Raw genomic sequence first — 12,036 nt, forward strand, 5'->3', positions numbered from 1 at the left:
AATCGACACTACGAACCCGATTGGTTCAACTAAGCCTCTGCCTGCGCGTCGGCAAGTTTCACTGTATCTCACCAATCGGGCCTTACGGGCAGTTGACCCCCACTTATCCTTCTTTGATTCAACTAAGTCTTGAAGTGGGGGTCTTATTGCCCGTTAGACTGCGATAAAATAACTCTCTTTGTCCATAATAAGCATGATTAAATAACTTGAAGGAAGATGAGAAGGATATGCGCAAGCTGCTTTTGCTGCTTACTGCTTATTATCCCGTCAGATGCATGGGGAGATACGGCAGAAGATCATTTGCAGGCAGCTTTTATACGAAATGGCTATTTGTGGATCAAGATAGGAGCGGCTGAGGAACAGATTACTGCTGAACCTGGAAATTTCACAAATACGCCTAAGTGGTCCTATGATGGCCAATGGCTCCTATATGAAAAGAAATCGCAGGAACCCCATTCGCCTGATATGGGAAACAGCACAGAGATATGGGTATTCAATGTAAAGTCAAAGAAGCATAAAAGGATTTTTCAAGGCGGCGGGAATGCCAAATGGGCACCTTCCGATTATAGGATTGCTTTCACCAGCAACGGAGTCTTAAACATATCGGATATGAATCAATTCTATAATATCGCTTTAGGAGTAGATGATTATAATTGGTATCCTGACGGAAAAGGATTTATTTTATCTTCAAGCGCCGTCTTAAAGCCGGACGGCTGGACCAGTCCCATTTTATATAAGGTTCAGCTGCCGGAACAGCTTGAGGATATGAATTTGACTCAGCATGTGAAACCGATCTTTACTATACCTAAGAAAATAGGCAACGGCAAGGCATCCATTATGTCTATAAACGCTACCACATTGGAATTCTCACCAGACGGGAAATGGATTTCTTTCATAGTGAGTCCAACTGCATCCCTGGCCATGGACAGTGATATGGTTTGTGTTATTTCTCCTGATGGGAAGAATTTTGAAGTTATTGATGAGATGATCCTTCATCTGGACGTTCCTAAGTGGGCGCCGGGCAGGAATTTATTGGGCTACATTGCTGGCGGGGGCAGAATTGTCATGGGCTTCAAAAACAAAAAATTGAAGGTGGCTGAATTGCCAGCTTTTAAAACCTTGAACCTTACCCCTGCTAAATTTGCGGAAATGGGCTTTACGTGGGTGGATAATGAAAGGCTCGTAGCTTCACGCGTGGATGAAAGTGAATGGTCAAACGATCCGCAAAGGCGGCCCGAACCAACACTATGTCTGATTCAGCTCAACATGACCCAGCAGACGAGAATCACCTATCCCAAAAATTCAATTGGAGATTATAACCCTCTTTATTTAAAGACGGCCGGCAAATTAACTTGGGTCAGAAAAAAGCTTGCCGGGCAAAAAGGAGACATATGGGCTGCTGAGCTTAGTGGGAAAAATGCGAAGGTATGGGCAAAGGATGTTGAACAATATTCATTTTATGAAAACAGATGTCAAAAAAGCGGTTCCTAAATGGAATCGCTCTTTGTTTTAGTCCGATTGGTGTTCCTTTTTGTGTATAGAAAGGAATACCTCCTCTAATGAGGAACATTTGTATTCTTTGTAAGCTTGATCAAGTGTTCCGTGAAATTTTATTTTCCCGTTAAATAAGATAATCAGTTTGTCGGCGATTTCTATGGCGTCCCTCATAATGTGGCTGCTGATAATGATCGTTTTATTCTTCTCTTTCAACTCCTTTATTATCTTTTTCAGCTGAATAACCCAATAGGGATCTAATCCGTCTGTCGGTTCATCAAGGATATAGATGTCCGTATCGGCGAGCAGACACTGAGCCAGATTAAGCCGCTGACTCATCCCTTTTGAAAATCCTCCAGCTTTCTGGTTCCGTTCCCTCCATAAGCCTGTTTTTTCTAAAACTAATTTGATCGTTTCCTTGTCTTTGTTTAAAAATCGAGCATAATAATCAAGGATTTCATAGGGTGTAAGCTCTGCTGGGAACATCATTTGGTCAGGCATGTAAGCAAATGGCTTCCGCTGTTTCGAATGGAACATAACACTTCCAGTAGTGGGACTTTCAACACCTGTAAGCATTTTAATCATCGTACTTTTTCCCGCTCCATTCCCCCCGCACAATACGATACATTCCCCCTGATCAAGGTGGAGATTCAGCGGTGCTAATGCTGTCTTGTTTTTATATGCTTTGGATAACTCCTTCAATTCCATTATCATCTTATACACCTCTTTTCGTTAAAAGCCGGGCTGAAGATAGAATGGTAATTAGAATTATGAGGGTAATGGATATTGTAAGGGCAAGAGTTAAAGAGCCATTTGCGCCCCACTTTTCAATTATTAAATATTCAGGACCGAATACATATTCAGAATTCAGTTTAGAGATCGACCATACGCGGACGGATTCAACCGGGTTCAGAAGGATAAACAAGAACAGGCTGTTTTGCTTGAATGCATATGGAACCCACCCGATGACAGAAAAGATGATAAATTCGTATACAAACACCATTAGAATCCATAATATAATGGCTGCGGACAATCCCTGCATCCTTGTTTTGGAAAGGGCTCCAATCAGTAAGGATGCCGCTGAGAATACAAGGATTAAAAACATGTTCACCAGCAGAAAAACCTGATAGATATGGGCTGCAAAAGAGCTTCCAGCCAAAGAGAAAATTAAGCCGAATAACCCATACGAAATACCTGCTGCAAAGAATAACGAGAGAACTAAAGCCAGGAATTTACTGATCAGATAATATCCTGAAGATGCCCGATAAGTTCTGTATAAGGATAATCTCCCATTTTCTTTATCGGCAATAATGGAACTCCCTCCAAGAATCATGCAGATCACCGGAATCATCCAAAGAGATAGATTGATCAGCATGGCAATCGAACGGTTGTAGGCAGACTGGCTGAATCCCGCTGCATTGCCCTCTTCCGCCTTTATTTCTTTAAGGCCGTAATATTCCGGGTTCACACCCATTGTCTCAATATTGTCATTAACACCCTCCAGCCCATACGTTACTTCAGCGGGATCGGATTTTACAGACTGAAGGCCATACAAATAAAGGAGAACTGCCAGAAAGAAAAATAGAATCATAAAATTAAAAAGCCATCTGCTTCTTAACAGCAGCCGAAGTTCATGTTTTGTCATAGAATACAAAAGTCCGGGATTCATATTGATTCCTCCTCGTGCTGAGGGTATTTATCTCGTTAATGGCTGTGATTCTTTCCGTCTCCTTTAAAGCTCTTCATATCAGCTTCCAGAAGCTCATCTATAGAGTACACAGTTCCACCGTGCTTTTTCCGGTATTCCTCGGCTTTTTTCAATGATTCAAAAGCTGCTATTCCATAGCTCATGGGGCTATCAATATCGCTGTGCTGTATAAATGCAGCAGCATCAAACAATATCCATTCCCTGCTGAGATAATCATGAACAAAGGCTGCCTCATATTCAGGCTTCTCTGTCTGTAAATAGTGTGTCATACACCCAATATCATCGAACAATACAGGCTCACCGCTTTTTAAAATAAGCTGTGCTGATGATTCCAAATCAGCAATTCCCATGTTACAGTTAGCACAGTTATCCTGATTCAGTTTAATTTCAGCCGGTTCGGATGCTGCTGAAGAACAGGCACTCAGCAATATTGCGAGAACAGCCATTAGGAGTACAGGTCTAAATTTCATGGTGCTTCCTCCCATAATTCAAGATAAGCAAACTTGTTAAAGCGATAAGGAAAAAGAACAGGATTAAAGAAGAATCACGGCTTGGAGAGGCATTCCTTTTTTCTGATTTGAGTTCTTTCTGTTTTACAGGCGCAGCTTCAGCAAGCGGTGACTCATCTATGATAAAAGCATCAGATGGAATCGGAGTGTATTGTTCAATCATATTCCACAATTCTACGGCCGGACTTTGATAAAAGATCTGCAGTAAAGGTTCTTTATCTGCCATTTGATAAAAAACATCACCGCTTTTGTAGGCAAAGTCCACTTTATGGTCATGATCCAAATTCAATAAAGGATGATCATCAAAATAGTTGCCATAAGTATCCTTACTGAATAGATTCCTGTTATCTTTTTCGGAAATGATTTGCCTTGTATTCCCCGAGAAGTTATTTAAATAAATGGTGTTATTATTTGAGTTCTTCCCCATTTCCAGCCCGGTATCATTCTCCTGAACCTGATTAAATTCAAGTCGGTTCCGCTGTGCGTTTTCAAGAATCATACCCCTGTAATTGCCCCTCACAATATTGGAAGCAATTTTGGAATCAAATGTGTCATACATAAAAATCCCGGCACCCTCATTTTCAGTATTCTTATAAAAATAGTTCTCAAGAATAAATACTTCATTGCTTTGCATGATCATGAGCCCATTAACGCTTTCGGTCACCCTATTATCTGCAATTAATACATTTCGGGAATCCATTGTGTGCACGCCATAGCGTGCTTTGGACATGCTGTTTCCCATAACTTCGCAAAAATCAGAATAGGACACATAAACACCGTCCTGCGTGTGGTAGAAGTAATTATTTCTAACCGCAGTATTTGGAGATTCAACCAAATAGATGCCAAAGCCCTTGTGACGGTCCTTACTCTGGAAGCTTGTAATGATATTATTTTCAAACCGGTGTCCATATGAATTCCTTGCATATATGCCGTGAAAAACATTCCTCAGCGCTATATGGTGAAGATAGGCACGGTCTCCTGTCACATAGATTCCGGCATTCTGTGATCCGCTGCCTTCCACTTCCAAGTTTTCCACTATGACATCATCAGCTGAGATTGTCAGCACATGGCCATTTTCAGATCCTATAATTCTTGTTCCTTTATCCCCGATAATATGAACTTTTCTCTCTATTGAAAAATTGCCTTCATATTTTTCAGAATGTAATTTAATGACTGATACACTCGGATCCGACAAGGCTTCTCTCAGCTCTTTTGATGAGGCTGCAGAGAATTCCTGAGCGGAAGCTTTTCCGGCCAGGATCATACTGAAAAATAATACAAACCATCCGATTTTTTTATACATTCAGCGATCACCTGCCCGATACTTCACTATCCGGCTATCTTTAGCAGACAGCCGGAAAAAGTGATTTCATTTTTTATTTTTTTCTTGTATAATTTAGTTTAAGTTGAGTTTTTATTTATATTTAATGGCTCATTGTAGCCTTGCCGTCGTCTTCACCGGTCTCTGTTACCTTTAGAATGGCGACGGCTCCTTTTTGTGCGTGGTTAAATTGATGCGTCACGATTGGGTAGCTGCCTTCCTTCGTAACGGTAAATTCCACAACAGCTCCGCCGCTCGCCGGGAGCATGACCGTCTGGAGACCTTTGTAATGGTTAAAAGGGTTGCCGTCAATGTATACATCATCAAACACCGTACCAACCACATGGAAAGAGCTTACTTCATTTGGCCCCACATTGTTTACATAGATCCTCACTTTATCCCCTACTTTAGCGAGAAGCGGATTGTCCTTAAGTGTGAACGTATCGCCATTTGTATTAGGGTCTCCCTCTTTTAGCGCTTTTGTTGAGAAAACCACATGACTCGGAACACCATTTGTAAAATCATCAAGGTCGTTGTATTTATACCATTCGTTTTGAATAATTGTGTATTCTCTATCAATCTCTTTATCAGTCGGATAGCCGGCTTTTGGCTTTACAATGATCGTTCCGTGCATTCCGTTTGCGATATGTGATAATACCGGTGAAGTTCCGCAGTGATACATAAACACCCCCGGTTTATTGGCAGGGTAACTGAATGTTCCCGTTTCATCAGGCTTGACGTTCGAGAAGTCTTTTGACGGAGCTGCGTGTACAGCGTGGAAGTCCATGCTGTGCGGTATAGCCGGATCCATGTTTTTTAAAGTGAAATTAATTGTGTCCCCTTCATTGACAACTACTACCGGTCCCGGAGCTTCCCCGTTAAATGTCCACGCTTTATAGAATTTACCTTTGTCGATTTCAATATCTGTAATTTGGGAAGTCATTTCGACATTCACTTCATTCGCCCCGACTCTTTCAATCTTCAATGGTATAGGCTCCTGATTTAAATCTTTGTGCGGAGCGATTGCTTCAGGCTGGGTTTCTGCTGCAAGGACTTTTTCCTCAGGCTGAAGGGAATTTTCCGGTGCTGCCCCCTGACTGCATCCCGTTAGCAAGCCTATGCCAATTGCGGAAGTAAGCAGATATTTTACTCCTTTTTTCATTTTGATTTCCTCCTTATAATCGATTGGTTTATCTGCTTTTATCATATGGGAAATCAGCTCTGAAATTGGTGATTTTTCTCACAAGACTATGTAATTCTGTGAAGAGTTTGTGAATTAGTGATCGAACTATTTTTTACTGAGATCCTATTAGATTTCTAAGACTTTGAACGGAGATTTCTGCCTGGTATTGACCAGTGCTACAAATCACTTTTAGTACATTTTCCGCTGAATTAATAGACAGTTTACAACTATATTACTTTGTAAAATAGTGTTCCTATCTATCTCAAATGGTTTATAATCATTAAATGGAGTTGTTTGCATCAGATTAAAAGGAGAATGTAACAGTTATGGATTTTATTATGATTTTGAAAGCAATTATATTGGGGTTTGTTGAAGGAATGACAGAGTTTGCCCCAGTGTCATCGACAGGACATATGATTATTGTGGATGATATGTGGCTAAATACAAAAGAGTTTTTGTCTAAATATGAAGCCAATACCTTTAAAGTCGTTATTCAGCTCGGTTCCATTTTAGCGGTTGTGATCATTTTTAGAGACCGATTCATTGAAATGCTTGGTCTAGGTGGGCGGGGTAAAAGCTCTGAAGAAAAACAAAGCCGCCTGAAATTATCTCAAGTCATTGTCGGGTTAATTCCAGCAGGGATTCTTGGCGTTTTATTTGAGGATTATATTGATGAACACCTGTTTTCAACTGAGACGGTACTGATTGGTTTAGTTATTGGTGCTTTTCTAATGATTTTTGCTGATATTTTTGGAGGCAAAAACCCGAAGACAGTTTCTGTTGATCAAATCACCTATAAACAGGCTTTATCTATTGGATTGATACAGTGTTTCTCCCTATGGCCTGGATTCTCGCGTTCAGGTTCCACCATTTCCGGCGGCGTGCTGCTTGGCCTGTCACACCGCGCTGCAGCTGATTTTACTTTTATCATGGCAGTGCCGATCATGGCGGGTGCAAGTTTTCTTTCATTAATAAAGAATCTTGAATACTTTTCAGTCGAGGCGCTTCCGTTCTTTATTGCAGGATTCATCAGTGCATTTATTTTTGCATTAGTTTCGATCCGCTTCTTCTTGAAGATTATCGGCAAGATTAAACTGATACCTTTTGCCATTTACAGGATTGTTCTGGCGGGGGTTATCTATTTCGTATTTCTATAAAAATGAACCCGGGCTGTGGCAGCCCGGGTTTTTGTATGTTTGGAGCCTGCTGATTTCCGATGCGGGGATTTGTTTATGGTGAGGATTTGTATTATGGGAAGGTGGTTCGGACTCAGATTTCGGGATTGTGGCTGTTTGTGTCTGAAGTTGTTTCATGTTCTGACTCAGACTCCATGATTATTGCTTTTTGTGTCCGAAGTTACCTCAGGTTCGGACTAAGACACCTGGATTTTCCCTTTTTGTGTCCGAAGTTGCCTCAGGTTCGGACTCAGACACTTGGATTTTCCCTTTTTGAGTCTGAAGTTGTTTCATGTTTTGACTCAGACTCCCTGATTTACTCTTTTTGTGTCCGAAGCTGCTCCAGGTTCAAACACATCGGGCTGGATGTCCCCTATCAACGCCCATTCCAACAATCCCATTATCAAAACACATTTTTAAGAAAGCTGATAATTAACCGCGGTATCCACAGTATGATCCGAATAAAGAATTCTACAGCAATTGAATCGAGGATCTCGTCCGAGATTTCGCGCAGCCATCCTGGTTTTCGTTTTTCTTTTTTTCTAAGGAAGGTACCCGCTTTTCTATTTCTCATCGCCTGTCTCCTTTACTTCATCCACAATGCGCTCAGCTGCTTTGCGGTACAAATTGCTCATGTGAACCAGTGAAGCTGCGAGCAGGACTTTTTCGAGCTGTGCCGGCTGCCCTTCGTTTAGTTCTGCCGCCCTGCCCGCCTGACTTTCCAGATCGTTCATAAATGCATCGGCATTCAGTTTCGCCAAATCAAGGTAAAGCTGATAAAAATGGTCCAAATCCAACTTTCCTTCAGCCGTCCCCGAGTTGACGTCATTTAGCAGGCTCTTAATGTCGTTTATGGATAGAGCCCCTTTTAGCTGATAGATAAAAGCAATTAATATAAGGTGCTCCTTTGAATATTTTTTATTTTTAATCGGAAAAAACAACTTCCCTTTTGCATAGTTATTTATCATTGTCTTAGTCAGCACTTTTTCTTCTTCATTTCTCGTCGTGCTGCCAAAAGTATTTTCAAAAAGCTGGATTACCTGATCCATATATAAATCTATTTGCGGTATATCTTCCAATTGAATTTGGTTATCCGCTATGAGTTTCTCCAGTTCCATAACAATCCCTCAAACCTCTCATTTGTCGTTATGTAAATTCTACTTAAAAATACGCAGATTGTAAATATTGACTAGATGCTGTTTTGTATATATTATAATAAGTAGTTATAGAAACTACATATAAGAACATTAGGAGGAGATAGTATGAATTCGTACATCCGGGAGCCCATCAACGGACTAACCCATTTAGCAGGAGCCATTTTATCCTTTGCCGGATTGCTTGCTATGGTGATCAAAGCCTCGCTGACAACCTCTTCACCAATTGCCATTACGGCTGTTGCTATTTTTGGAATCAGTTTGATGCTTCTGTATTCAGCATCAGCTACCTACCATATGGTCATCGCCAAGGATAAAGTCATTGCCTTTTTAAGAAAGCTTGATCATTCTATGATTTATGTATTGATTGCAGGTTCGTATACACCTTTTTGCCTCATTACTTTAAATGGTGTGACCGGCTGGGTTCTATTTGGAATTGTTACAGCTGTTGCTTTGTCAGGCATTCTGTTTAAAATGATTTGGTTTAACTGTCCTCGCTGGCTTTCAACAGCGTTATACATTGCCATGGGATGGATTATCGTTTTCGCTTTCTCACCTCTTTCTGAATCATTAAGCTCAGCAGGGGTTCTGCTTCTTTTACTTGGAGGCATCCTTTACACGATCGGCGGAGTGATTTATGCTGTTAAACCAAAATTCCTTGAGTTCGATCATATGGGTTTTCATGAGATTTTTCATATTTTCATTATGATGGGAAGCATGGCTCATTTTCTTTGTGTGTTTATGTATGTGATTTAATAGATAGTAAAAAAGCGGACACTGTTCAGTCCGCTTTTTTTGATTAGCTGCCTTCTATATCCTTCAAAACAGCTTCCAGTTTTTCATTGGAAAATGTGACCATATTTTTGTAGATGTTCATGATGGATTCAGCATAATTAGTACCGGGTACTGCCCATTTTCCGTTCAATTCCTTCCATAGCTTTGCAGAGCCTCTTTTCACCAGACTGAAACGCGGATCCACCATCGTGTATTTGGTAGGCAGGGGCTGTGTCGAAGCGTAGGCATATAAATGCTGTAAATGTGCCAAAACGCCTTCCTCTTGTGTGGAAAAGCTTGCTCCTTTCGCTCCATTCCCTGTTGCGCCAATGCCTGCAAAGTTATTTTGGCCAGCTTTAACATCACCGGTAAATCGCAGAAAGTTGGTTTCATGCATGGCCTGTGCAAAAGCTGCATCCCCTCTGATTCCGTAATATTCTCCAAAAGCTGAATAGAATGAACCTAAATTGGGGGCATTCGGGTTTATCTGTTTTGCATATTGATTCATATGCTCAGCGGACAAATGAGTTGCGCCAAGAATGGAATACCCTCTGGGTTCAGAAGGAACTGCCGATGGAGCGTCTGATTGTATATAGGCATCCGTTATGCCTGCTTTTTTTACTGTTTCCAGCTGCTTTTCTGCATTTTCCTTTGTACTGAAAGCCCCGGCCTGTACACGGTACCAGACTGTGCCTGATATTTTAGCAATGGCTATAACCGATTCAATGCCCTTGTTTTTTAGAAGAGAGCCCCTGTCCTCAGCATTTTTTCTATTTGTAAATGACCCGGCAATCACTCTGTACAGGTTACTGGGATCGACTGGCTTTGGAGGCTTTGGCGGAACAGCTGTTTTTGCTTTAAGATTAAAGGCCCTTACAATCCCATTAACATGTCCCTGTGCCACTCTTTGTCTCCACAGCGGATCTTTCATTAAAGCGGCATCAGCTGAATTATCTATAAACCCATTTTCTGTTAACATGGCAGGCATGGCAGATTCACGCAGCACATGAAAGTCTGCCTTCTTCTTCCCTCTATCAATAAGATTATTCAGCTTAATGACTTCAGCATGAATACTATTCTGAATAAGGCCGGTCTGCGAAGAGTTTCTTAAGCTGTTATGAATGAAATCTTCATATCCCCTCGCTGCACCATTTGCTGCATTGCAGTGAATGGACAGGTAAAAGTCAGCGCCCCAGCTATTGGCTTCAGAGGTTCTTTGGTTCAGACTTTTAGTCGCATCATTTTCACGGCTCATTTTTACTTCTGCATTCTGATAACCTGCAACTAAGATGTTTTTTATATTTTTTGCGATATCAAGCGCAATGTCCTTTTCTCTTATACCGTTTCCCTGAGCGCCCGGGTCCGTCCCTCCATGTCCAGGGTCTAAATAAAGCTTCATTGTATTCACTCCTTAATATGGTATTTCAAAGGCCTGAAGCTTTTCTGTCATTATAAGTCAATTTAACACAGCAAGTACTTGCCAGTAATATTTTATGTTTACATGCAGAGATGGCTTGTACACATGACCATGCGTTTCTGCTGCCCATAATAGGAATCACAAAAAATTATCTTTTTATAGGCGGCATTCTCATTCAAAATCTTTCGTGCAGCCGTATGCTAATGGTGGAACTAATTTTTCGGGGAGTGAAAAATCATGGGTTTGTGCGGGAAAAAAAATAAAGACTTTGAAAGGCATGATTTTTGCCATGAGCATGATTATGACTGTGATTGTCATATAAAACCGGAATGGGACGAGGGGAAACACCGAAGAAATTTTTATGAACATTGTGTTGAAGAGGTTTTGGAAGCCATTTTCAGAGCGCAGAAAAAAGCGGGTATGGATGATGACTGCAGGAGTTCCTGCCGGGAATCCATTGATGACCTTATGGGGGGACATAAAAAGCCAAAAAAGAATACAATTCCTTTCCTTTTATACTGCGGGAATTGTGAACCATTCAAAGCCACAGGCGTTACCACGTTCACTAATCATTCTAAGGAAAAGAAATTTGCTTGTATCACATCATTCATTTTTAGAATAAAAGAATTTGATGGCAAATGCGCTGTATTGGAACTGTTGACGTTCAAGCAATGTAAATCCTCTAAAGATCCATTTAAATCGCATACAAAAGATTTCTGTTCCCCTTGCAGCCAAATCGACTGTGAAAACGTAGAAGATCTCATTCCTACAGGCATTTGCATAAATGTGGATCTTTCCTGTTTTTGTGCTGTAACCTGTCTTCCTGCCGTCCGCTTATAAAAGTTTCATTCCTCATCCTAATTTAAGCAGCCAACCAAAAAAGGTACACCCTTGTGGCATGGTGCACCTTTTTTGGTTTCTTAGAGTATTATCCTCCAAATGCTTCAAGTACATCCTCTACATCTTTTAAATCGACCTCATCCTGTTTCGAGCCTTGAAATGTCATTTCTTTATATGCTGGCGTCTGGACTGGAGCATAGCCTGATTGCATCATTTTCTTAATTTCATTAATTTCTGCAAGGATGATGTCGCTGTTCATATTTTTAGGATGGAGATAGCTGTTTAAAGCGGATAAAACTAAATGGACCAGCGTATTGTTATTGGAATGATAGTCGACTTGTTCCTGAATCTTCTGTGAGACTCTTATTGAATTGCCGGTTTTAACATCAATAAAATGATCGGGGAGTGTTAAGGCAGTTTTATTTGCATAGTCGGTATATGTTCTCAACTTTTCCATCATC

At 40.9% G+C, this 12,036-nt stretch carries 13 protein-coding genes; 4 read left to right on the top strand and 9 right to left on the bottom strand.

The features are described from left to right. Window positions 1-216: 216 nt before the first annotated feature. Window positions 217-1,491: a TolB family protein gene (locus BK139_RS07915; protein WP_076257815.1), complete on the top strand. Its 1,275-nt coding sequence runs from the start codon at window positions 217-219 to the stop codon at window positions 1,489-1,491. A gap of 18 nt (window positions 1,492-1,509) precedes the next feature. Here the strand turns inward: BK139_RS07915 and BK139_RS07920 are convergent, their stop codons facing one another. The 5 genes from BK139_RS07920 to BK139_RS07940 form a co-directional block, all read right to left on the bottom strand. Beyond that, window positions 1,510-2,208: an ABC transporter ATP-binding protein gene (locus BK139_RS07920; RefSeq protein ID WP_076257816.1), complete on the bottom strand. Its 699-nt coding sequence runs from the start codon at window positions 2,206-2,208 to the stop codon at window positions 1,510-1,512. 1 nt (window position 2,209) lies between these two features. Continuing rightward, on the bottom strand, window positions 2,210-3,163 hold the full coding sequence (locus tag BK139_RS07925) for an ABC transporter permease (RefSeq protein ID WP_076257817.1): 954 nt from the start codon (window positions 3,161-3,163) through the stop codon (window positions 2,210-2,212). Window positions 3,164-3,198: 35 nt separating this feature from the next. Next, window positions 3,199-3,672, bottom strand: coding sequence for a nitrous oxide reductase accessory protein NosL (locus BK139_RS07930; RefSeq protein WP_076257818.1), 474 nt, complete (start codon window positions 3,670-3,672; stop codon window positions 3,199-3,201). Then, window positions 3,662-5,014: a right-handed parallel beta-helix repeat-containing protein gene (locus BK139_RS07935; protein WP_076257819.1), complete on the bottom strand. Its 1,353-nt coding sequence runs from the start codon at window positions 5,012-5,014 to the stop codon at window positions 3,662-3,664. The genes BK139_RS07930 and BK139_RS07935 overlap by 11 nt, the downstream gene beginning before the upstream one ends. Before the next feature lie 121 nt (window positions 5,015-5,135). After that, window positions 5,136-6,194, bottom strand: coding sequence for a multicopper oxidase domain-containing protein (locus BK139_RS07940; RefSeq protein ID WP_076257820.1), 1,059 nt, complete (start codon window positions 6,192-6,194; stop codon window positions 5,136-5,138). 347 nt (window positions 6,195-6,541) lie between these two features. Here BK139_RS07940 and BK139_RS07945 point away from each other — a divergent pair, with 347 nt between their 5' ends. Continuing rightward, on the top strand, window positions 6,542-7,372 hold the full coding sequence (locus BK139_RS07945; RefSeq protein ID WP_048011828.1) for an undecaprenyl-diphosphate phosphatase: 831 nt from the start codon (window positions 6,542-6,544) through the stop codon (window positions 7,370-7,372). A gap of 421 nt (window positions 7,373-7,793) precedes the next feature. Here BK139_RS07945 and BK139_RS23885 read toward each other — a convergent pair whose 3' ends face one another. Continuing rightward, window positions 7,794-7,964, bottom strand: a complete 171-nt coding sequence (locus BK139_RS23885; RefSeq protein ID WP_175609077.1) for a hypothetical protein — start codon at window positions 7,962-7,964, stop codon at window positions 7,794-7,796. After that, complete coding sequence (locus BK139_RS07950) at window positions 7,954-8,508, bottom strand: DUF1836 domain-containing protein (protein WP_076257821.1); 555 nt, start codon at window positions 8,506-8,508, stop codon at window positions 7,954-7,956. The genes BK139_RS23885 and BK139_RS07950 overlap by 11 nt, the downstream gene beginning before the upstream one ends. Window positions 8,509-8,652: 144 nt before the next feature. Here BK139_RS07950 and trhA point away from each other — a divergent pair, with 144 nt between their 5' ends. Next, entirely contained in the window at window positions 8,653-9,300 is a 648-nt protein-coding gene (trhA, locus tag BK139_RS07955) for a PAQR family membrane homeostasis protein TrhA (protein WP_076257822.1), read from the top strand. Window positions 9,301-9,343: 43 nt separating this feature from the next. On the opposite strand, the gene BK139_RS07960 is transcribed toward trhA, so the two are convergent. Further along, window positions 9,344-10,717: an N-acetylmuramoyl-L-alanine amidase gene (locus tag BK139_RS07960; RefSeq protein WP_076257823.1), complete on the bottom strand. Its 1,374-nt coding sequence runs from the start codon at window positions 10,715-10,717 to the stop codon at window positions 9,344-9,346. Window positions 10,718-10,972: 255 nt separating this feature from the next. Between BK139_RS07960 and BK139_RS07965 the strand changes: the two genes are divergently transcribed. Then, window positions 10,973-11,575 (top strand): CotY/CotZ family spore coat protein, encoded by a 603-nt coding sequence (locus BK139_RS07965; RefSeq protein ID WP_076257824.1) that lies wholly within the window; start codon window positions 10,973-10,975, stop codon window positions 11,573-11,575. A gap of 88 nt (window positions 11,576-11,663) precedes the next feature. Here BK139_RS07965 and BK139_RS07970 read toward each other — a convergent pair whose 3' ends face one another. Beyond that, window positions 11,664-12,035 carry a hypothetical protein gene (locus tag BK139_RS07970; protein ID WP_083675328.1) on the bottom strand — a complete coding sequence of 124 codons (372 nt, stop codon included), beginning with the start codon at window positions 12,033-12,035 and terminating at the stop codon, window positions 11,664-11,666. Window position 12,036 lies beyond the last annotated feature (1 nt).

The organism is Paenibacillus sp. FSL R5-0490 (assembly GCF_001956215.1).
In the GTDB taxonomy this organism is placed as follows: domain Bacteria; phylum Bacillota; class Bacilli; order Bacillales; family Cytobacillaceae; genus Cytobacillus.